Consider the following 21,683-nt stretch of genomic DNA (forward strand, 5'->3'; position numbering starts at 1 on the left):
CATCATATGGTGATATCGACGTCCAACAAAGGTCCGACGTCGTCTTCATATTCGCAAGCTCTTGAATCACTCGGTGTAGGGCGTGCCAAAGTGATTCGTTCCAACTTGAAACCAATCACTTTTCTTTGTCATTCGACGATTGAGGGCTGACCTGAGAAAATCTCCACGCCGCGGGATCCCGATCGCTGGGCCGACAGCCAATGGACGGCGCCGTCGGGATCGATGCAGATGGCGGGCAGTCGACCGTTGCGTTGCGTGGTGCTATTGATCGCAATCCTGTTCGGATAGGACTCCACGGGATCGACTGGATTGCTGGTTCCGTGCACCACGATCTTTCCGAAGGATCCGCGATAATTCTCAAATCCGCCGGGCGCCTTCAGGAACGAGGCAGGGTCCTGCTCCAGCAGGTGCACTCCGGGTTCTAGGCCTGCATGAACAAGAACATGATCGTCCAACTCGATAAACCGCCGCGCCTTGCGGATAAAGGATAGGTGGCGCTGATCGATGGCATCCGTCAATAAATCCGTCGAGACCTCGGGCTTGCCGATCCGCACGTGGATCTCCTGCAGGCTTCTAGGGTCTCCCACCCACTTGGAAAGCATGCGCTGTCGCACGCTCCTATCTGTTTCATCGATCATTTGTAGAAGGGCATCTTCGAAGCGTCCAAGCAATAGACCGGATCCCGGATTTCTGCTGACAGCATGAAGTGCAAGCTCGACCGCCCCCTTTGAATCCGGACTGAAGTCGATAAGGTTTCCCAGGAAAAATATCCGGTATGTCAGCTTTCGTTTCTTCGCGTTTCTGTCGATCGCGAACAAAAGCTCCCGGAGAAGATCTGCTCTCCCGAGCACGAAACCGACGACATAGGTAAAGATCGAATCCTTGCGCATAGTGATCTCGAAATGAAAGACGAGATTTTCTGCCACAGGACTCGTGTGCGAATCCTTACCCAAATTAGCGGGATGCAAGGGTATGTCGTCCGATTTACTGCGACTTGAACCGAACCCAGAAGTTCTCGAAGGATCGCAGGAACATGTGGCAGAAATCCCGTGTAGGGCCGGCAAGGAGGCGCAGATTGGCTCCATGCCAAGGCCGAAATCCGGATCTAGGTCGACCAGAATTCGAGTATCGTACGGCTCGAAGTGCTTCTCATCGCGACTTCGGCGATCTTGATTGATCCAAGGCCGCTGGGGGTTGATAGGACTGTCTAAACGAGAACGGTTCTTGAAACAAGAAAGTTCAATCATTAGATGTATTTCGTAAGCGATACAGGAGGTAACAGTGTCCGTGTACTTTTATACATCTAGTGCGAAAGCGCTTCTTGCTGATTTCAGGAAACGCATTCATCAGCAAGAGGAAAAGGGAAAAATCACAACTTGGATTGAGGATAGCGATGGTGATTTTACCCACAAATCGGAAGCGTGGGGAGGGAAAGCTTGGTTTCGTCCAGTCGTTTCAGTCGATAGGTTGGCCTTCAATATCATTAAGCGTAAGGACGTGAATATTTCAGTTCCAGTGTACGGTTATTACCATGGTCACCTCATCGAGACATTCCTGAATCACTTTGACGATCAGTTTACTGCAGGATCGGCGACTGCCAAGGCAACCGCGGATGATAACATCCGGTAGGCGCTCGGAAGAAAGTCGATTATCATCGGCTTTCTTCCACGACCGAGGCGCATTTAAGGAACCCGCTGTCTTTGCAAACAGAAGCTCCGAATTTAGGGGGCGAAGCGCATCTAAGAAAGTTACCGCGAAGTCTCTATATCCAGATGACTTTTTTACGCTGACGTCTGTTGGCTGCTGCACCATTTTCGACATGCGGCTCGAACATGCCTCCGCCGCTGTTGTGCAAGGAAAGCCATAATCCGTCAGGCGGGTCCTTACGACCTATAATGCACATCAGAATACCTGGAAGAGTATGAACGGACTCCCGTACGATGTTGTTAACGCTCTCGATATCGTTGCGTGATGGCCGGGGGAAATCTTCCGGGTGCGTGTGCCAATCCCCGACAAATTCCAATCCCTGTTCGTAGAACTTGTTGATCTCGTCCTGCTCTGCCCGCCGATCTGGCCAAAAGTGAAAGCGGCCGCGTCGATCCGAAGTGCGTGGCCCCGTTGCGACTTCGATACGCCAGTGGTTCGGCGCTAGTTTCGCAAACATCTGCCCGCCCGACTCTCGCGAATAAAAGCGTCGCTGACGATGTTGGAGCATAGTCTCCATCGCACCCGGCAATATCTCTACCGACAGATGGCCAAAATCATAAAGCTTTGGCGGCATCAGAATTTCCATGCACTTTCGAAGACCTCGCCGAGGGCAGACGGCCTCCCGCGAGTCATGATCCAATTATCCGTCCATCTGCCATCGGCATCCTCGAGCGTCGACTGTTCGCAGGTTCGGGTGCGCCAGACATCCGCTCCATCGTGCCGTCCGCCAAAAAGCTCCAACGCCAGCTTTGCAGCGAGGGCCTGGGACTGAGCAACCTCCACGGCTCCGAAGGGAGAGCTGCTATTGCCGCACTCCGGCGGGGGCTCCCGCTGGGCATCTGATACCTTACCCTTGAAGGAACCGGAGATATCAAACCCGTCGACGAACCGCCCGCCTTTTCCGGATATGAGAACGGCGTGCGTCGCAAGCGCGAAGGCTTCCGTCCAGGTGTAAATGGTCGGGAGGATCGCCTCGCGTGCGGACACTGCTCGGTCAAGGAAGACGTCGCATCCCCAGTCTCCTGTCGCGGCGATGACGAGGTCCGCATCCAGAAGCAAACCAGGGTCGGCCTCGATTGCTTGCTGAAAGGACGCCGGAATCGCCTGTATATCCTCGACATCGGGGATGGAGCACTCGATGCGGCCTTTAAGGGCCAGCGCCTTTGACTCACCAACAAACTCAGCACCGAGCTCGTGCCTGCGTATGTTTTCCCATCCAAGGATTTCCGGATCGATGAGAACAAACCTGGCGACGCCCGCCTTCGCCAACATCATTGCAATGCCCGAGCCCAGCGCCCCGCAGCCGACGACGACCACTTTCTTACGCGTGGTCGCCAAATCGCGATCGGGAAGCCTTGTGAGCGCTGCGTCGAGATTTCGGGTATCTAAGGGAGAAGCGTCGTACAGGCGGATGACGTCCTCGTCGCCGAGTTTCGAATGAATGTGCGCCTTTACAGGAGGCCGACCTTTGGCGTCCTGCCGGACAACAAGCTGGACAGCTACCTTGGCGACACGGCCATTGGGACCCGTGCCGGAGAACACAACGGGGAGGCACCGCGGTCGCGCACGGAGCAATTCCCCGATCGAGTGCAACCCGTCCTTGGTGTAGCGCTTCAGGAAGCCAAGAAGCGACTCCGCGTCGGTCGGAAACCTTTCCGGGCGGGGGAGGGTCCGCATTTCGATGATAGGAAACTGGTGAGGATCCCGGATTGCCCCCCTCCATAAATGATGTGAATACCGCCTAAGGCTCGCCTTGTCAGGAAAACAGTAATAGGTCCCGTCGGTCGCGTAGGCGAACGCTCCGATTCCACTTCCAAGAAGTGAGAGACCCCACAGGCGGGCAGCCTTCGCGCCGTCGGGCAGATAATGGCTCCAGTACGATCCGAAATCGTTGCCGAAGTCCTCGTCCTCTTCGTTGTTCTCGTTCGCGCGTAGAAGAAGGCGTGCATCGTAGACCGCGGCCTGAACGGACAGGAGCGGATCGCCCGGTGTTGTCGGCGTCGTAAGGCAGACACGTGCCAGTTTACCGAGCCTGGCGATTGGTTCGATATGAGGCTGCGGACGCTTCCTGTCGTAACTTTCTATGAACGCCCGCGGTTTCGAATAGGGGAAGTCCCTGTCAGCGAGAACCAAAAGCCCGACGCCCATCGTGCGCACGCGCCAGCCCTGTCCCCCAAAGGTGCGAATCAGCGAATGGTCATGCGGAAGTTTGCCCTCGAATGCGCCGTCGAGGGTCTCGAACCATTCATCTATTTCCGCGGCTGGATAGACCATGCTTAAGCAAACCGCTCCTCGGAAGCATAACGGGCCTCTCCCTGCTTAATGAAGGGGCCGCGGCTCATCTGGCCATCGAGCTCCTTCTCCGCATCCGGATCCGGCTGATCCTTGAACCAAGTGGAGTTGAAGACCTTGTCCCATGCCTTCATCGCCTGATCATGAGTGCACTTGGGATCATCGAGAATTTCAAGATGCTTGAGGTTTTCCTCAAGGCAGTCGCGGAAGAAAGCAACCTTCGCATTGCCGGAATCGACGATGTTCTCATCTCGCAGCGTCGGATGCTCAATGGCGTCATCGTACCCAAGGCGGCTATGGATCTCGCTCATGAGTCGCCGGAATGCTTGGTCATCGCGATCCTTGTCTTCCACGTAGCAGTAGTCCACGAGCCGCGAGATCGCAAAGCCTGATGTCGTCTGCGATTTCCACGACGTCCTGCTTCGTGCGAACTTTTTCATCAGCCGCGTCAAACGTACAAACTGGCCGCTGTTACCGTCCTTGCTGGCGTCCGAGCATTTCGTCTTGTTGGCGGTTTTGAACCAGTCCGTAACCGCGCGAGCGTCAGAACGCTTCCAGTCTGAACTAGCAAGCTCCCAGGCCGTTTTCATCACGCCGGAAATCGGATCCTTCACTTGAATTTTCCGATACGAGGGCACATCGACGTGGTAGCCGTCATTGTAGTAGACCCGGACGCAGTTCTTCCGGACTTCCGGCGGGGTCTTGAAGCGATTGTCCTGCACGGCGTTGCAGATCATTTTGCGGACCGCGAGCGCCGACATCTCGCCGCCCTGCGGCCCGACCAGATCGCCCTTTTCGAAATAGACCCCGTCGTCGATGTCGTAATCGCCATCGTCTTCCTGGATCATCGTCTTCATCGAGTACGAGCCCTGCGTATGCAAGCCGATCGGTTTGGGATCGTCGTTGGCGGCAAGCCCGTCCTTGAGACGCTTGCGGTTCGTGTCCGCCTTGTCCTTGATGTCCTGACGGTCGTCGTCCGACAGCTTGACCTCGGTACGCTGGTACTTCAGCACCTGAACGTGGCAGTTCTTCATTGAAACACCTCCATCGGGATGCCTGTTTTCGGCATCGGCGGAACTTCGTTAAGCAAGGCATGGATCATCTGGCCATCTGGATGGCCGGGGCGGTCGCAAAGGCTTTTCACCATGTCGGCGTCGTCGTAGCCGTGGGCGATCAGGGCCTTCAGTGCCTTAGGGCGGGATTCGTCCAAGCTGAGGTATTGCAGCATAGTCGCTGCGGCCTCTTGCTGCGGGATGCGCACGTGCGTGACCGGACGCCCCAGCTTCGTGAGATGCCCTGCAAAGAAGCGCGCCATATGATCGTAGGCGAACTCTTGCACGTCGATGGCCAGCGGACCTATCTCAGCGCCGAGCTGCCAAGAGAGCATCGAACGGTGTACCTTGCTCGGCTGGATCTGGGATCCGGCGGGTCGAGAGACGTTGCCGATGGAGTAAATTTCAATCGGCTGACCCGGATCCGCGCAGGAGAGTGCATCGATCATGGCCACCAATACCGGGTTGTTCGCCCATAGACCGCCGTCCGCAAAGATGCGGAAGTTGTCGGAATCCGTATCTGGATCGGGGATCGCAGCGAGCGACCGATAGATTGGCGCCGCACTGGAAGCCAGGCACACATCCGCCAGTCGATAGTTGTCGTCGCGAAGCCCACTCTTCGGCGTCTTCTTGAAAACCCACGAACGGTGCTTTTCCATCGATACAGCAGGGATCGATAGCCCAATGCCGCGTATGTCGAGAACCTGCTTCATGGTGACATCGCGAAGTTCATGCGCCAGCGCATCTCGCAATGCGATGTCTCCGGCACGCACGATCCGCCCACCCTTTGAAATGGCCCGCCAAAGAGGGCTCAGAATGCCGGGTTTGATACGATGCGGGAAAATGGTGGCCCCGTGTTCTTCGTAAAGCCCGACTACCGATGACATGGGGCGACCAATGGCTGCGGCGCATCCTAGAATGGCGCCCGTACTCGTCCCGGCAATCAGATCGAAACCCTTGCCGATGTCGAGAGCTTCGACGTTGCGGAGCTTCGCGTAGTAGGCGGTAAGTTTGTCCAGCAGGGCAGCAGTGTAGATGCCGCGCATGCCTCCGCCGTCAATGCAGAGAACTCTATAGGGCTTCGGCAGCGAATTATTGCTTGCATTCGTCATGAATACGGATCCGCGGTCTGCTTGGTGGAGGTTGGTCTATGATTCCAACTATCCCGATTGTTTCACTATTTGTTCCCTCAGGCATTTTCCGGACGCCGAGACGCCCGGAAAATGATTCATTTGCGCAATCAACTGGCCCTACTTCAACCAAGCTCACCTTGCGATTTCCAGTTTCCTTCCCACTTTTGGTCGATCTACCTAGAGAGGTGTTTCGATAACTTTTGGGTGCTCCTGGGCAAGATTGGTGTGCGCGTTACACCGGATTTAGCTGCGCGGAAACCTGAATTTTCCCGAAGAAATCAGCTGCAGCCGCTGGTCGCACCGCAAGTGTCGCACTTCTCGCAGGTGCCGTTGCGCACCATCGTGAAGTTCTGGCACTCGCCGCACATGTTGCCCGTGTAGCCCTGCATGATCGAGCGCGCGCGGCGTTCGGCTTCCATCTTCTTGGCTTCCGTCTTGGCGGAGGCAGCGTCGGCTGCGGCCTTGTCGGAGAAGAGGGCGGTTGCCTCGGTGCCGGTTTCCTCGATCACCTCTTCGGCGATCTCCTCGGCCAGTTCCTTGGCGCGCTCCTCATAGTCGCGCTTGAAGGCGACGATTTCGGAGGTGGAGATGGCCACTGTCGGCTCCAGCTTGCGGGCTGCTGCCCCCGCAAAGGAGGTTACCGAACCAATCGAGGAGGCGCGGGCAGGGGCTGCCGTTGCCGCGCCCTTGGGCTCGCCGGCCTGGCGTTCGCCGCCGGTGCCGGCAACGAGCGTCGGCTTGTAGCCGCGGGTCCAGCCGGTGGAGAGCAGGTTCGTCTTGCCTTCCTGGATGCCCTTGCCGAGCGCGGTGTTGGAGAAGTCCGACGTATCGACATGGGCAAGATCGTGACGGCCGAGATAGGAAACGGCGAGTTCGCGGAACACGTAGTCGAGGATCGACGTGGCGTTCTTGATCGCGTCGTTGCCGATGACGATGCCGGCAGGCTCGAACTTGGTGAAGGTGAAGGCCTCCACATATTCTTCCAGCGGCACGCCATATTGCAGGCCAAGCGAGATGGCGATGGCGAAGTTGTTCATCATCGCACGGAAGGCAGCGCCTTCCTTGTGCATGTCGATGAAGATCTCGCCGATACGGCCGTCACCGAATTCGCCGGTGCGCAGGTAGACCTTGTGACCGCCGACGGCAGCTTTCTGGGTGTAGCCCTGACGGCGGTTCGGCAGCTTCTCGCGTTCGCGGGAAACACGCTCGATCACGCGCTCGATGATCTTCTCGGTGACCGTCACGGCCTGGGCCGCTGCCGGCTGCTGGATCAGATCCTCAAGCGCATCCTCATCACTCTCGTCTTCGATCAGCGAGGCGTTGAGGGGCTGCGACAGCTTGGAGCCGTCGCGGTAGAGGGCGTTTGCCTTCAGGCCAAGCTTCCAGGAAAGCATGTAGGCGTTCTTGCAATCGTCGACCGTTGCCTCGTTCGGCATGTTGATCGTCTTGGAGATCGCGCCGGAGATGAAGGGCTGGGCAGCCGCCATCATACGGATGTGGCTTTCAACCGAGAGGTAACGCTTGCCGATCTTGCCGCAAGGATTGGCGCAATCGAAAACCGGCAGGTGCTCGTTCTTGAGGAAGGGTGCGCCTTCCAGCGTCATCGCACCGCAGACGTGGATGTTGGCAGCCTCGATGTCCTTCTTCGAGAAGCCGATATGGTCGAGCAGGCTGAAGCTCATGTCGCTGAGCTGCTCGTCGGAGACCTTCAGAGTATTCTTCAGGAAGTCGGCGCCGAGCGTCCACTGGTTGAAGACGAACTTGATGTCGAAGGCGCTCTTGAGAGCAGCATTGACGGCTTCCACCTTGTCGTCGGTGAAGCCCTTGGCCTTCAGCGTCGAAGGGTTGATGGCCGGTGCCTGGTTCAGGTTGCCGTGGCCGACTGCATAGGCTTCGATCTCGGCGATCTGGCTTTCGGAATAGCCGAGCGTACGCAGCGCATCCGGAACGGCGCGGTTGATGATCTTGAAGTAGCCGCCGCCGGCGAGCTTCTTGAACTTCACCAGTGCGAAGTCAGGCTCGATGCCGGTCGTGTCGCAATCCATGACGAGGCCGATCGTGCCGGTCGGTGCGATAACCGAGACCTGCGCGTTGCGGTAGCCGTGCTTTTCGCCGAGTTCGAGCGCCTTGTCCCAGGCAGCCTTCGCATGGGCGACGAGATCCTGGTCCGGGTTTTCCGAATGGATCAGCGCGACCGGGTTGACCGAGAGAGCCTCATAGCCGGCATTTTCGCCATGGGCGGCACGGCGGTGGTTGCGGATGACGCGCAGCATGTGTTCGCGGTTCGGCGCGAAATTCGGGAATGGCCCGAGTTCGGCAGCCATCTCGGCAGATGTCGCATAGCAGACGCCGGTCATGATCGCCGTCAGTGAACCGGCAATGGCGCGGCCCTCGGAGCTGTCATAGGGGATACCGGTCGACATCAGCAGGCCGCCGATATTGGCGTAGCCGAGGCCGAGCGTGCGGTATTCGTAGGAAAGCTCAGCGATGCGCTTCGACGGGAACTGCGCCATCATGACCGAGACTTCGAGCACGACGGTCCACAGACGAACGGCATGTTCGTAGTCGCCAATATTGATGCGCTTGGTTGCCTTGTCCTTGAACTGCAGCAGGTTCAGCGAGGCGAGGTTGCAGGCCGTATCATCGAGGAACATGTATTCCGAGCACGGGTTCGAGCCGCGGATCGGGCCGCCGGCCGGCGAGGTGTGCCAGTCGTTCATCGTCGTGTTGAAGTGGATGCCCGGATCGGCCGATGCCCAGGCGGCATAGGAAATCGTTTCCCAGAGATCGCGGGCCTTCAGCGTCTTCATCACCCGGCCGTCCTTGCGGGCGGTCAGGTTCCAATCGCCATCTTCTTCGACAGCGCGCAGGAAGTTGTCCTTGATCGAGACGGAGTTGTTGGAATTCTGGCCGGAGACGGTGAGATAGGCTTCCGAATCCCAGTCCGTGTCGTAGGTCTTGAACTCCATGTCCTTGTAGCCCTGGCGGGCGAACTGGATGACGCGCTGGACATAGTTTTCCGGAACCTGATCCTTCTTGGCAGCGCGGATTTCGCGCTTCAGGGCCGGGTTCTTGGCCGGGTCGAAGCAGTCGCCATTGTCGCCTTCGCAATTGACGCAGGCCTTCATGATCGCCTTCAGATGCTGGGCGACAACCTTGGAGCCGGTCACGAGGGCAGCAACCTTCTGCTCTTCCTTGACCTTCCAGTTGATATATTCCTCGATATCGGGATGGTCGATGTCGACGACGACCATCTTGGCGGCGCGGCGCGTCGTGCCGCCAGACTTGATGGCGCCAGCAGCGCGGTCGCCGATTTTCAGGAAGCTCATCAGGCCGGAAGAGCGGCCGCCGCCGGAAAGCTTTTCGCCTTCACCGCGCAGCATGGAGAAGTTGGAGCCGGTGCCGGAGCCGTACTTGAACAGGCGCGCTTCACGCACCCAGAGGTCCATGATGCCGCCTTCGTTGACGAGGTCGTCTTCAACGGACTGGATGAAGCAGGCATGCGGCTGCGGATGCTCGTAGGCAGACTTAGACTTGGTGATCTTGCCGGTGAAGGGATCGACGTAGAAGTGGCCCTGTCCGGGACCATCGATGCCGTAGGCCCAGTGCAGGCCGGTGTTGAACCACTGCGGGGAGTTCGGGGCAACGCGCTGCGTGGCGAGCATATAGGCGAGCTCATCCTTGAACGCTGCTGCATCTTCCTCGGAAGAAAAATAGCCGCCCTTCCAGCCCCAATAGGTCCAGGTGCCGGCGAGGCGATCGAAGACCTGGCGCGCATCGATTTCCGAGCCGGTCTGTTCGTCCTTCGGCAGGTCCTTCAGCGCTGCGTCGTCGGCAACGGAGCGCCACAGGAAGGAGGGGACACTGTTCTCCTCGACCTTCTTCAGGCGGGCAGGGACACCGGCCTTGCGGAAATATTTCTGCGCCAGAACGTCGGTGGCGACCTGGGAAAACTGCGCGGGAACTTCAATGTTTTCGAGGCGGAAGACGATCGAGCCATCCGGGTTCTTGATCTCGCTCGTCGCTTTGCGGAATTCGATATCCGCATAGGCGCCCTGACCAGCCTTCGTAAACCGACGTTCGATGCGCATGTTCTTAACCTCTTGTTGGCACCCGAAAGGGCGCAAAATTCCCGTCCGGCTACGCGTTGTCCCTTCGCGCGGCCAGTGCTCGTTCCGTCTTGTGACAGGATTGTCATCCGGAGATGATTTTCCTGTATCTTGTGGTGAGGCTGGCTGCAAACACTAAATATAGTGTTAACAGCTTATCTTTACCAGTCCCCGATGTCGCTTTTTGAGGCCGGAAATAAGGCGCAGAAATGCCTTCGGACGTCACCGCTCTTGGCGGTCCAACACCCTGATTCTGCGTTCAATTTTCCTTGGAAGAACCGGTCTCGTTACCTCCGGTTCAGTCGCCGCCGCAACATCTGAAACATTAAGTTTGAAACCGCTGATTCCGTCAAGGGGTGGAACGTAACCGAATGCTAACCACAACATCTTGTGGATGCTGTTGTGAAGACTGGGGAAAGTCTGGGGAAGCCTGAAAATACAAGGGCTTGCGCCGCTGCTCGGACAAGGGAAAGGCCGGAATGTTAAAAAAATCGGCTGCGGCAAAAGTTAGGATGGCTTTTGCGACGCAAATGCGCATGGCGATTCGTTGAAGGAAATCAGCACTTTCTAGAGAGCATCGATGGCAATCGTGACGGTCGCCGTGCCGATCGGCTTGCCCGCCTCATCGGTGACCACGAAGCTTGCCTGAGTCTCCAGAAGCTGGGTCGACTCGTCGCGCTCAGCCCGGCTGATATAGATCTCCTGTGAACCACGGGCGAAGGTTTGGAGAAACTTGTCCTCATCGCCCTGCCAGTAATCCGTCGTGATGGTGCTCTGGCCGACATTCAGCCCGTGACAGTCGGTGACGAAGAATTCGAGGATCGTTCCCTGCGAATCATCCTGTTTCGATTTGAGATAATGCGAGACGGATTTTGCCATCAGTGCTTGGACCATCTGGAAATCGCCCTGGGCGACCTCCGCCTGGTAGGTTTCGTCCAGCACCCGCATGTCCATCTCACTGACATCGCCGAATTTGGCGTTCTGCTCCTCGATCGCCTTTACGACGACCGGAGCCTCGACCATCGGCCGGACGAGCGTTTCCACATATTCACGCACGACGCCGATATAGGCCGGCTCGGCCCCGGCAGGCGTATAAGGAAACAGGCAGCCGATCAGCCCGAAGGCCGCTGCCGTTCGAATCTTGCCCCAGCATGCCATTGCGCTTCCCCAACCGCATTCAGCCCCACTTTACATCCGGTCTTTACGACCGGTAGTTGCCTGACGTTATGCTAATAAAATAAAATGGACGTTACCGAGCAGGGGCTGGAATCCGCTATCGGGAAGACAAATATTGGGACAATTTTCGGTCGTAAAACCGGAGGTTGCTCGCGTCGGCAGCGGTTAGCCGCGAGCACCCTTGGCGATCGGCTCCTGGTAGGTGAAGCCCATATCCCAGGGGAAGTAGATCCAGGTGTCCTGGCTGACTTCGGTGATAAAGGTGTCGACGGTCGGCACGCCCTTGGGTTTGGCGTAGACGCAGGCAAAATGCGCCTTCGGCAGCATGCCGCGCACTTGGGCGGCGGTCTTGCCGGTATCGGTAAGGTCATCGACGACGAGTACGCCTTCGCCGCCGTTTTCCATCAGTTCAGGCGCGATGCCCTTGAGCAGCACCATGTCGCCTTGGTTGACGTAGTCGTGATAGGACGCGACGCAAACCGTTTCAATGAGGCGGATGTTCAGTTCGCGCGAAATGATCGCCGCCGGAACGAGGCCGCCACGGGTGATGCAGACGATCGCCTTGAACTCCTGGCCGAGGCCGGCGAGCCGCCAGGCAAGCGCACGCGCATCGCGGTGGAACTGATCCCAGGAAACGGGGAAGGCTTTATCGGGAAGGGACATCGGGCTGCTCCGCGGCATGAAAAAACGACACGCCGTTTGCCGGCGACCGAGTGAACATCGGCTGGCAAAACGCAAATCGCGCAGCCGGAACTGCGCGATGGATGCCGAAGCCTTGATATCATCGGTCGCCGCAATTAGCGGGATTTGGAGGCAAAAGGCAAGAGCGGCCTTAACGCGAGAGCAATGTTAGCGCCGTCATGGATTGCAAAAGCGTCTTCGTCGTACCGCCGAAGATCGCCTGCCAGAGCCAGGAATGTGTGTAGGCGCCCATGACCAGAAGGTCGATGCTGTCGTCAGAAAGCCGGTTCTCGATGACATGCGAGGCGTTCTTGTCGCCGCTTGCAGCCGTGGCAAGCGTCACGTTCACGCCGTGGCGGGCAAGCGTTGCGGAGATCTCGGCTCCGGCCATCGTCGCCGATTGAGTTGCGGTCTCGGCCGGATCGACGGAGAAGATTTCCACGGCTTCGGCAGCCTTCAGGATCGGCAGGGCATCGAATGTGGCGCGCGTTGCTTCCTTCGAGCCATTCCAGGCAATCAGCACGCGCTTGATCGGCTTCGGCTGGCGGATGATGTAAGGGATAATCAGTACCGGCCGGCCGCTTTCGAACAGGAATTCGTCGACATTCACATGGCTGTCGGAGGGTCTTGCAGGATCGGCCTGCGAGGCGATCAGCAGGTCGGCGCTGCGTGCGCTTTCGATCAGCGGCGCCGAGCCATATCCCGTCGACGTCGCAAAGGCGCGCCATTCGAAGGAAGCGCCGGCAGCCTCCGCGCGGGCGCGGAAAATCCGCTCGACCGCGATAGTCTCTGAATGGGCCATGTCCTGAAGCGCCTGCACGGCGACCGGATCGGGAATTTCCATCGGCGCGACCAGCGGCACGGCGGCAATCGTTTCGGCATGCAGGCCGATCACATGGGCGCTGCTTTCCGCGGCAATGGCAAAGGCGAAATCGGCGACGGCGCCGCTATTGTCTGCTGTATCCAGAATGGCGAGAATGGTTTTATAAGACATATCAATTCTCCTTTGCGGCTGAAATCACGCTCCGCGAGGAAAGGAATGCGCCGGAATATGCTGCGGTTCCTTGACCATGATCAAGACCGCACATAGTCCTCACGCGTTCGCCGAATGGTTTTCGGCAATATCTTTCCTGCGTCTGATATCCTCGATCATGGCCCGCACATCCGCACCTGCAGCCTCGATCACATCCTGCGAGCGGCCGCGCACTACGATCTCCGTTGAAAATTTCTGCCCCACGTAACGCGGATAGGAGCCGATGCTGGTTTCCGGATGCGCCTTCTGGATCGCCGCCAGCGGCGTGCCGATCTCGCCTTCGCCATAGGGGCAGGCGATAGCGAGCGAGAGGACGGGCGTGCCCGTCTTCAGCGTCGGCAACATATTGTCGACCATGGCCTGGAAGACCTGCGGGACGCCCGCCATGACATAGACATTGCCTATGATGAAGCCGGGAGCGGTCGATACCGGGTTGGCGATATGGGCAGCACCACGCGGCATGCGGGCCATTCGCTGGCGGGCCTCGGTGAATTCCATCTCCCGGCGCTTGTACATCTCGGCAAGCAGCTCCATCGCCGCCGCATCATGCTCGCAGGGAACGCCAAAGGCCTTCGAGACGGCATCCGCGGTGATATCGTCATGCGTAGGCCCTATGCCGCCCGACGTGAAGACATAGTCGTATTTGCCGCGAAGCGCGTTCAGCGCCTCGACGATCGCATCCTCCTCGTCGGCGACGATACGAACCTCCTTCAGGTCGATGCCCGAAATAGTCAGCATATCGGCGAGATGGCCGATATTCTTGTCCTTGGTGCGGCCGGAAAGAAGCTCGTCGCCGATGGCTAGCATGGCGGCGGTAACGACAGTCTCATTGCTCATGGGGATATTTCCGTGGTGTGAAGCTTGAAAATAGGTAGCGCCGTTTGGCCAGTTTGCAAACGGCAAAGCGAAGCGGCTCAAGGGTCGAAACGAAACGGCAAGTGAAATTTCGTCTACAAGCGGTGAACAGTGAGTTCTTGGTGCAGGACTATGTTGAACGGGATGCGCTGCTAGAACGGTCTCGGTCAAGAAATTCAATCAATCCTTGATGGAGATAACAATGGCGAAGATTCTCGTCCTCTACTACTCGGCTTATGGCCACATCGAAACCATGGCTTATGCCGTGGCGGAAGGCGCGAAGTCCGCCGGCGCTGATGTCGTCGTCAAGCGCGTTCCGGAACTGGTTTCCGAAGAAGTCGCCAAGGCTTCCTACTACAAGCTCGATCAGGCAGCGCCGATCGCCACCGTCGATGAACTGGCCGACTATGACGCGATCATCGTCGGCTCCGGCACGCGTTTCGGCACGGTCGCTTCGCAGATGCGCAATTTCTGGGACCAGACCGGTAGCCTGTGGTTCACCGGCAAGCTCGTCGGCAAGGTCGGCTCGATGTTCACCTCGTCCGCCACGCAGCACGGCGGCCAGGAATCGACGATCCTTGGCTTCGTCCCCACCTTCCTGCACCACGGCATGGCCTATGTCGGCCTTCCCTACGCCTTCCAGGGTCAGATGGGCACGGAAGAAGTCAAGGGCGGCTCTCCCTACGGCGCATCAACCATCACCAACGGCGATGGCTCGCGTCAGCCTTCGGCAATCGAACTCGAAGCTGCCAAGTATCAGGGCGCACACGTCGCCAAGATCACTGCAAAACTCGCCTGAGTTCAGCCTAGATCTTTCTGCGAGACGGCGGTCCTTTGGGCCGCCGTTTTATTTTGGGACAGTGCTCACGCAAGCCTGTTTTTCGACCGCCCACAGAAACGCGCAAACATTTTCTTGACGAATCCGCCTAAGTCGTTGATCTGGACGGCGCGCGAGCGTGGCGAAACTGGTAGACGCAAGGGACTTAAAATCCCTCGGCCTTAGGCTATACGGGTTCGATCCCCGTCGCTCGCACCACATTGAATTATTGTTTAAACTCTTGGGCTGCTTGTTGCCGCTGGCGTTGCTTATATGAGGTGGCGTTTCTGGAATGGGTATTGGCGAGCGTCATCTGTCGCCGCAGTTATTGGCGGCGAACATCAGAACTTTCCTACTGCCAGTCAACCAAGTCTCAGCAATCATAGGCTCGTAGGGCTTTTTCAGCGCGACCCCAAAGCTCAACCTCTCGGCTCTCGTCAGGAAGGCTTTTAGTTGCTTGGTCGGGATTTCGGTCACGATCTCCGTTATCTGCTTAGTCCGCTGCCGAACTAACGGCCGGTGATCGTACCAAGTAGCCTGATCAGTCATGATTGAAGCGCCGAGGATGGCTTCCCGAACGACCTCGGTAGGGCCATTCACCTCCATGCTCAGGAACAGGTGTCCCTTCAGTTTTTCTGAACAGAAGACGTTTAGCTGCATCTCGCGTTCTACATCAGACACTGTCCTACCGAATGCCTCATACCCATCATCTCGAAAGTTGATGCGCCAAGCTGTCTGCGCTGGCGGGAGTTTTCCGGTCAGTAACTTAAAGACCCTCGGTTCGCTTTTCTCAAATCCGCTCAGGTCTTCCCCGGGGTACTTGGTCAAGCCCCATCCCTCAGCGTCTTCACGGCTGAACCAAAGAATGTTCTCAGGGTTTACGTATGTAACGAATGCCTTCACGCTCCCATGAGATACGCCATGAGCTATAGCATGCTGGCTAAGTTTTTCGTTACAGTCCTCGTCCGGAACCCCTCTGCGTGAGCAGGAGTGCTGACCAAGCAACCCCTGCTCCTCGACAGTCCGAGCTGCCCCCGCGATAAACACAATGGATGCACATGCTGAGGCACATTTGGCCCCATCTTGAACCACTGTATGCACTGGCTTGCCATCAAGGAGAGCTGATATTTTCAAGGCTTCGTCAACGAGACCTCCCGGGCTGTCCAGCAAAAGAACGGGCAAGCCGTAAGGCAGGGGCGCGACCTCTGCCAATCTTCCTGCCAGCTTCTGTTCAGTTCCCTCGTCAATGCTGCCGACAAGGCTGATAACCTTGTGCCCGCGCCACTCGACAACCTCAACCTCGGCAGCAGCAGGAGCCTTATAGAGGAAGCCCCAAGCACAGATTGAAAAGACAACGGTGAAAATGACCCGTATTGGGCCCACATTCCCCGACCACATCGGAACCCCCAGAAATAACCCTTGCCCTAAGCTCGTCTAGATTACTCCTAAACGACATTCAACCATCGCCGACGAGCATGGTTGATTGGAAGATGCCCCGCCTTGCAGTGGGCCACCTGTAGAGGAGCATGCGCAAAGTTGCACAAGGTCTGGAGAGGAAACCCGCTTCGCCGAAACAGGGCCAATGCAATCGGGAAGCAGGGATTTCGCAAGGAAACGCGTTTATGGGTGGTTTCTGGATGTGCAAGCTGGGAGGGAATGGGTGTGTTTAAGGCGTGGCGTGAGTGGAGTGGGCAACGCCACGGCAGACATCAGGCAGAACGCGAAATTGAGTTCCTGTCTATCGGCTACTGGACGCCGGGGCAGTTGGCCGACGCCCCCAATCCTCATTTAGCAAAAAAGGGCGTTCGGCTGACGCCCTATGAGGTTGGTTACTATAAACGTTGGCGCAAAGAAGGATTTAAGGACGGCGAACAGGGCCTGTTTCGGTCATCAAAATTCGAAAACAAAGACTACGATTGGGGTTGGATCGAAGCCATGGAGAAAAAGCATAAGCAGGGCTTCCAACATGAGCGGCATGAAGAGGATTTTTCTCGTTTGGTCCGCCGCTATGTCAGCGAAGACAATTGGTGGAGGTACGGCGTCCGTAAAGCTTAATGGGAGGTGATGACATTAGCGCAGCCTAAAGATAGGCTTTTGAGGCCACGATTTTGTGTGGCGGGGCTTGCCACTTCCACCTCTGCCGACGATGGCGCCGAGAAAGGGCTTGCTGGTGCCGGAAAGATAGCCAACCTTGGCTAGCTTCTCGGCAATGTCGTTCAGCGAACGGCGCTTGCCGTTGACCAGGTAACGTAAAGAAAAGTAATCACATTTTTCAAGCGGGGCGCAGTTGGGGCTATCGGCGACGATATCATACTGATTTAAAATCTCCCGGCCTTAGGCTATACGGGTTCGATCCCCGTCGCTCGCACCATCTTCATAAACGTGTTCGAATGTGCTTGTATAGTGTGGATAAACCATAGGCAGCGCTTGTCTATGGCGTCAGTGCTGCAAAAAATATAGGCACTGTGCGGTTGAGTAAGTGTTGTCTTAGTGGGAGTAAGACGATGGTTTACGACTGGGATGGAGCAAAAACGCGGCGCGTCAGGCTCTTCAAGATGAGTGCCTTTCTACTATTGGGAACGGCGGTGGCAGCAGTGCCGCTATTCTTCTGGGCTTTGCAGTTGCGCGGACTCTAGACAGCTTTGAGGGTCCCGAGCCGGTGCTCGCGTGCCAGCAGGTCGCGCTTCCGCTTAAAGCCCCAGCGGTAGCCGGAGATCGAGCCATCCTTCTTGATGACGCGGTGGCACGGAACGAGGACGGCTATGGGATTTGAAGCGATTGCTTCGGTCACCTCTCGGGCATCGCGCGTGCCCAAATTGGCAGCCAGCGCGCCATAATTCGTCGTTTCGCCCATGGGTATGGCACCCAGCATCGACCAGACCTTAATCTGGTACGGAGTTCCGCGCAGATCGAGCGGAATATTAGGATCAAGGCCAGGGTTCTCGATTGCCTGCTCCACCTTCACAAGGACGTCGCCGAGATCCGCCTGGCCGTCAATGAAGTCGGCTTCCGGGAAGCGCAAGCGCGAGGCGTCCTCCATTGCGGAGCGCTGCGAACTGAATTCCAAGGCGACGATCCCTTTGTCGGACATGGCAACAATGAAGTCGCCGAGGGAGCAGATCCCCCATGCGAAGCGGATGACTTCGGGCATTTTTGCCTCCTGTGGAACTGTTTGTATCTGAAGAATAGAAGTTTGCTGCGGTGCAGCCGATCCGGATCTTGCTTTCAAATCGGAAAAGGCACGATGCCGCCTGATGGCTCCGGAGGCATCCGCCGTGTCCTTAACGCGCGTCGTGGAAAATGATCCCGACGGTGTGGCGCATGCCGGTGCGGATACGGCTCACGCCATGGCGCAGGTTCACGCGGTAATTCCCCTTCGAACCCTGTACCGGCCGGTTGTGAACGGCGAAGGCAACGGCATCGCCGCGGCGAAGCGGGACCACCTCGACGCGGCTTTGCATGCGCGGCCGCTGTTCGGTCAGCACGAATTCGCCACCGGTGAAGTCCTCGCCGGGCTCGGACAGGAGAAACGCAACCTGGATCGGGAACGCGAGATCGCCGTAGAGATCCTGGTGAAGGCAATTGAAGTCACCTGGAACATATTGCAGCAGAAGCGGCGTCGGACGTATCTGGCCGGCATTGTGGCACTGTTCGAGAAAGGACGAATGCGCAGCGGGATAGCGTTCATCGATCCCCATGCGAGCGTTCCATTGGTTGGCGACCTCAGCGAGACGCGGATAGAGCGCCGTCCGTAAGCCACCGAGCAGGCCCGGAAGCGGATAGTTGAAATAGCGGTATTCACCCTTGCCGAAACCATGCCGAGCCATGTGGATGTGACTACGGAAGTGGCTTTCGTCCGAATAGAGCATTGCGATGCCGAGGCACTCATCCGGCGAGAGGAGCTTTGGCAGGACGGCGCAGCCATAATTGTCGAGATCGCCTGCGAGCGACCGCCAGTCGTAGCTGGCTACGCGTGCCTCCGCGGACATGTCCGCAGAGGTCGGGGAGATAGTAGGGGAAGGGAGGCTCATGCTATAGCCTCCTTCCGGAGCAGCTCACGCTTGCGTTCGATACCCCAGCGATAGCCCGCGAGATCGCCGTCGCTGCGCACGACGCGGTGGCAGGGGATCGCCAGTGCAATGGGATTGGCGGCGCAGGCCGCGCCGACCGCGCGGGGCGATGTCCGTGCGCCGACGTGACGGGCCAATTCCATGTAGGTTGTCGTCTTGCCGGCAGGGATCGCACAGAGCTTCTCCCAAACGCGGCGCTGGAATGGCGTCCCGCGCATGTCGAGCGTGAGATGAAGTCCGTCAGCGGGCTTCTTCACGAAGAGGATGACTTTCGCGAGATCATCGTGGACAGCGATTTCATTCGCAATGAGTCCGGCTTCAGGAAACCGGTTCGCAAGATCATCCGTGAGATCTTCGTCCTTGTCGCCGATCAGAATGGCGCAGACGCCTCTGTCGCTGCGAGCGACCAGCACTGGGCCCAGGGCGCATTCGCCCGTCGCGTAAGAGAGGATGTCGGTGCCAGGATTGGCATTCTTTGCCGCGGGTGCAGGCCGCGAGTTGGTGTTGGAAATCATGAGGTTCATTGAACTAACTCCTTCGTTTGTCCTCATGATCGAAACTATCCGGCCGCCGGCCCGCCCGAACTCCGGTCCTTGCTTTCAAATCGGAGTTCTTCTTTTTAGCATCAGGTAAAAAGGCCGAGTGTCGTGACACGCGCCATCGGTCCAACGACCGTTTGTTCTCATGCAAGGCGGATGATTACCGTCTCTGCCAGCAGGAACGTCTCTCCTGTCGGGAAACAGAGCCGGATATCTCCATTGGCAAGCATATCCCACTCCGCAAGGCCATCGATGACCAGCTGGTTGAAATACGCCATCACGAGCGATCTGGCGGGATCGGCATGGGAAAGTTCGTCAAACGCATCGGCAGTGGCGTCGGTGCCATGGCGGGTCCGGCGGGACAATACCTTCAAACAGATCACGCATGATCGGATGACTCCGGACCGGGCGCTTCCCGGTCGATCAGGGCGCGCTTGCGCTCGACGCCCCAGGCATAGCCCGAAAGGGCGCCGTCATTGCGAATGACACGATGGCAGGGAATGGCGACGGCAAGCTTGTTTGCCGCGCATGCTCCGGCGACCGCACGCATCGCATGCGGCGATCCAATCCGCCGAGCGATTTCGGCGTAAGAGATTGTCTCGCCGACAGGGATTTCCCTCAATGCCTGCCAGACACGTTGCTGAAAGGCGGTGCCGCGGACATCAAGGGGGAGATCGAGGCCGACGCCCGGCTTCTCGACGAAACCGACGACGCGCGCGACCAGGGCGTCGTAGTCCCTGTTGGCGCCGACCAGACGAGCCTTCGGAAAACGGTCCTGAAGATCGTGGACGAGCTTGTCCGGATCGTCACCCAGGAGAATAGATACAACACCCTTCCTGCTCGAGGCGACGAGGATGGCTCCCAGCGAAGTCTGCCCGACCGCGAACCTGATCTCTTCGTTGGCACCACCGGCGCGATATTGTGATGGCGTCATGCCGAGCATGCCGGTCGACTTCTCATAGAAGCGTCCGCTGGAATTGAAGCCTGCATCATATATCGCCTCCGTGACGGTATTGCCGGACGCAAGGCCCTGACGGACCTTCTCAGCGCGATGTGCCGCGGCATAGTTCTTCGGTGTCAGCCCGGTCACTGCCTTGAATACGCGGTGGAAATAACTCGGGCTGCGGCCGACCCTATCAGCCAGTTCTTCAAGCGAAGGCTCTCCCTCGCTCTCCTCGATAAGGCGGCACGCCTTCGCGACAAGGTTCGCGTTCTCGTATTCGAGCGACGGTCCTTCGGGATTACAGCGCTGGCAAGGCCGGAATCCGGTCGCCCTGGCGCTTTCGATGCTGTCATGGAGCTGGACATTCCTGGGATTGGCAGTCCTGGAGGGACACGACGGCCGGCAGTAGACGCCTGTCGTCGAGACCGAATACCAGAGATGTCCGTCGGCAGTCTTGTCCCGCCCGACGATACGCGCCCAGCGAGGATCGTCAGCGACTGATGAGATGGCAGCTTTATGCACCGTGGTCATGGTCTTATCTTCTCATATGGTCGAAGTGATCGTCCCGCAAAACCCGGTCGGACACACTCCTATTCTTGCTTTCAAATCCGAATAGCAGCCACCCGATTTCATCCGAGAGGAGTGCCTCGTCGACCGGCGTTGATGCCTTGGTTGGTCAAGCGCATTGGAGCGATGCCGTTCAAAAGAAAAAGAGGCCCGCGCTGGAAGCACGGACCTCATCCGAAAACCTGTGAAACGTCGCTTGCCGCGGAGCCGGCAGGCGACAGAATGCCTCGATCAAGCAGCCTTCATCAGCCCGAGCTGGGTGAGGGCGGTTACACCGTCATCGAGACCGATCTCCTCGACGATCCTGCCGTCGCTCAGCTTCAGCACCGTGGTGCCGGTGAAGTGCATCTTGCGGCCGGTTGCGGCCGGGAGACCGCCGATCAGGAAGTCGTTGAAGGCTGGACCGGTATGGGTGCCGCCGCCCTCCCACTGGCCGACGACATAGTCACCCTCGGCGATGAGATCGGCCGTGCCCCAGAAGTTGAGATCGGGAAATGCGGCGCGGAAATCGGTCATGAACGCCTTGATGTCGTCATGGCCGCGGCGGGGTTCGTGCAGCGAATATTTGAGCAGCATGTCGGGTGCCGCAATCTCGTCGACGACGGCAAGATTGACGTCCTTGCCCCAAAATTCGGTGAACCAGCGCGCGACGACGGCCTTGTTGTCTTCTTCCTTGCTCATTTGAAATGGATCCTCTGATCTGTTTCGG

20 protein-coding genes and 1 tRNA gene are annotated in these 21,683 nt (G+C 58.0%); 4 read left to right on the plus strand and 17 right to left on the minus strand.

Annotation, left to right across the window (positions count from 1 at the left end; all coding sequences use genetic code 11):
• Positions 1 to 128: 128 nt before the first annotated feature.
• Positions 129 to 926 carry a hypothetical protein gene (locus J2X71_RS16600; RefSeq protein WP_310383048.1) on the minus strand — a complete coding sequence of 266 codons (798 nt, stop codon included), beginning with the start codon at positions 924 to 926 and terminating at the stop codon, positions 129 to 131.
• A gap of 355 nt (positions 927 to 1,281) precedes the next feature.
• On the opposite strand from J2X71_RS16600, the gene J2X71_RS16605 reads away from it, so the two are divergent.
• Positions 1,282 to 1,629 (plus strand): hypothetical protein, encoded by a 348-nt coding sequence (locus J2X71_RS16605; RefSeq protein ID WP_310383049.1) that lies wholly within the window; start codon positions 1,282 to 1,284, stop codon positions 1,627 to 1,629.
• Between the two features lie 133 nt (positions 1,630 to 1,762).
• Here J2X71_RS16605 and J2X71_RS16610 read toward each other — a convergent pair whose 3' ends face one another.
• The 9 genes from J2X71_RS16610 to J2X71_RS16650 form a co-directional block, all read right to left on the minus strand.
• Entirely contained in the window at positions 1,763 to 2,293 is a 531-nt protein-coding gene (locus J2X71_RS16610; protein WP_310383050.1) for a Mov34/MPN/PAD-1 family protein, read from the minus strand.
• Positions 2,281 to 3,981 (minus strand): ThiF family adenylyltransferase, encoded by a 1,701-nt coding sequence (locus J2X71_RS16615; protein ID WP_310383051.1) that lies wholly within the window; start codon positions 3,979 to 3,981, stop codon positions 2,281 to 2,283. The genes J2X71_RS16610 and J2X71_RS16615 overlap by 13 nt, the downstream gene beginning before the upstream one ends.
• A 2-nt stretch (positions 3,982 to 3,983) precedes the next feature.
• On the minus strand, positions 3,984 to 5,033 hold the full coding sequence (locus J2X71_RS16620; RefSeq protein ID WP_310383052.1) for a cyclic GMP-AMP synthase DncV-like nucleotidyltransferase: 1,050 nt from the start codon (positions 5,031 to 5,033) through the stop codon (positions 3,984 to 3,986).
• Positions 5,030 to 6,163 carry a patatin-like phospholipase family protein gene (locus tag J2X71_RS16625; RefSeq protein ID WP_310383053.1) on the minus strand — a complete coding sequence of 378 codons (1,134 nt, stop codon included), beginning with the start codon at positions 6,161 to 6,163 and terminating at the stop codon, positions 5,030 to 5,032. Before J2X71_RS16625 ends, J2X71_RS16620 begins: the two co-directional genes overlap by 4 nt.
• Positions 6,164 to 6,462: 299 nt before the next feature.
• Entirely contained in the window at positions 6,463 to 10,275 is a 3,813-nt protein-coding gene (locus J2X71_RS16630; protein ID WP_310383054.1) for a vitamin B12-dependent ribonucleotide reductase, read from the minus strand.
• Positions 10,276 to 10,860: 585 nt separating this feature from the next.
• Positions 10,861 to 11,451: a hypothetical protein gene (locus J2X71_RS16635; protein WP_310383055.1), complete on the minus strand. Its 591-nt coding sequence runs from the start codon at positions 11,449 to 11,451 to the stop codon at positions 10,861 to 10,863.
• A 183-nt stretch (positions 11,452 to 11,634) separates the two neighbouring features.
• Complete coding sequence (gene gpt, locus J2X71_RS16640) at positions 11,635 to 12,132, minus strand: xanthine phosphoribosyltransferase (RefSeq protein WP_007812968.1); 498 nt, start codon at positions 12,130 to 12,132, stop codon at positions 11,635 to 11,637.
• A gap of 169 nt (positions 12,133 to 12,301) precedes the next feature.
• Positions 12,302 to 13,144, minus strand: a complete 843-nt coding sequence (locus J2X71_RS16645) for a universal stress protein (RefSeq protein ID WP_310383056.1) — start codon at positions 13,142 to 13,144, stop codon at positions 12,302 to 12,304.
• Positions 13,145 to 13,243: 99 nt separating this feature from the next.
• Positions 13,244 to 14,020 (minus strand): competence/damage-inducible protein A, encoded by a 777-nt coding sequence (locus J2X71_RS16650; RefSeq protein WP_310383057.1) that lies wholly within the window; start codon positions 14,018 to 14,020, stop codon positions 13,244 to 13,246.
• A gap of 220 nt (positions 14,021 to 14,240) precedes the next feature.
• Here J2X71_RS16650 and wrbA point away from each other — a divergent pair, with 220 nt between their 5' ends.
• Complete coding sequence (gene wrbA / locus J2X71_RS16655) at positions 14,241 to 14,837, plus strand: NAD(P)H:quinone oxidoreductase type IV (RefSeq protein WP_310383058.1); 597 nt, start codon at positions 14,241 to 14,243, stop codon at positions 14,835 to 14,837.
• 151 nt (positions 14,838 to 14,988) lie between these two features.
• Positions 14,989 to 15,074: transfer RNA gene (locus tag J2X71_RS16660), tRNA-Leu, on the plus strand.
• A 90-nt stretch (positions 15,075 to 15,164) separates the two neighbouring features.
• Here the strand turns inward: J2X71_RS16660 and J2X71_RS16665 are convergent.
• Positions 15,165 to 16,253 (minus strand): hypothetical protein, encoded by a 1,089-nt coding sequence (locus J2X71_RS16665; protein ID WP_310383059.1) that lies wholly within the window; start codon positions 16,251 to 16,253, stop codon positions 15,165 to 15,167.
• A gap of 258 nt (positions 16,254 to 16,511) precedes the next feature.
• On the opposite strand from J2X71_RS16665, the gene J2X71_RS16670 reads away from it, so the two are divergent.
• Positions 16,512 to 16,910 (plus strand): hypothetical protein, encoded by a 399-nt coding sequence (locus tag J2X71_RS16670; protein WP_310383060.1) that lies wholly within the window; start codon positions 16,512 to 16,514, stop codon positions 16,908 to 16,910.
• Positions 16,911 to 17,487: 577 nt separating this feature from the next.
• Here the strand turns inward: J2X71_RS16670 and J2X71_RS16675 are convergent.
• From J2X71_RS16675 to J2X71_RS16700, 6 genes are all read right to left on the minus strand, one after another.
• On the minus strand, positions 17,488 to 18,006 hold the full coding sequence (locus J2X71_RS16675) for a methylated-DNA--[protein]-cysteine S-methyltransferase (RefSeq protein WP_310383061.1): 519 nt from the start codon (positions 18,004 to 18,006) through the stop codon (positions 17,488 to 17,490).
• Positions 18,007 to 18,136: 130 nt separating this feature from the next.
• Positions 18,137 to 18,886 carry a 2OG-Fe(II) oxygenase gene (locus J2X71_RS16680; protein WP_310383062.1) on the minus strand — a complete coding sequence of 250 codons (750 nt, stop codon included), beginning with the start codon at positions 18,884 to 18,886 and terminating at the stop codon, positions 18,137 to 18,139.
• A complete protein-coding gene (locus J2X71_RS16685) occupies positions 18,883 to 19,449 on the minus strand; it encodes a methylated-DNA--[protein]-cysteine S-methyltransferase (RefSeq protein ID WP_310383063.1) in 567 nt (188 codons plus the stop codon). The genes J2X71_RS16680 and J2X71_RS16685 overlap by 4 nt, the downstream gene beginning before the upstream one ends.
• Before the next feature lie 158 nt (positions 19,450 to 19,607).
• Positions 19,608 to 19,829 (minus strand): hypothetical protein, encoded by a 222-nt coding sequence (locus J2X71_RS16690; protein ID WP_310383064.1) that lies wholly within the window; start codon positions 19,827 to 19,829, stop codon positions 19,608 to 19,610.
• Between the two features lie 14 nt (positions 19,830 to 19,843).
• Positions 19,844 to 20,938: a bifunctional DNA-binding transcriptional regulator/O6-methylguanine-DNA methyltransferase Ada gene (gene ada / locus J2X71_RS16695; protein ID WP_310383065.1), complete on the minus strand. Its 1,095-nt coding sequence runs from the start codon at positions 20,936 to 20,938 to the stop codon at positions 19,844 to 19,846.
• Between the two features lie 267 nt (positions 20,939 to 21,205).
• Entirely contained in the window at positions 21,206 to 21,655 is a 450-nt protein-coding gene (locus J2X71_RS16700; protein WP_310383066.1) for an ester cyclase, read from the minus strand.
• Positions 21,656 to 21,683: the final 28 nt, after the last annotated feature.

The sequence above is a fragment of the Rhizobium sp. 1399 genome, from assembly GCF_031455475.1.
Taxonomy (GTDB): domain Bacteria; phylum Pseudomonadota; class Alphaproteobacteria; order Rhizobiales; family Rhizobiaceae; genus Rhizobium.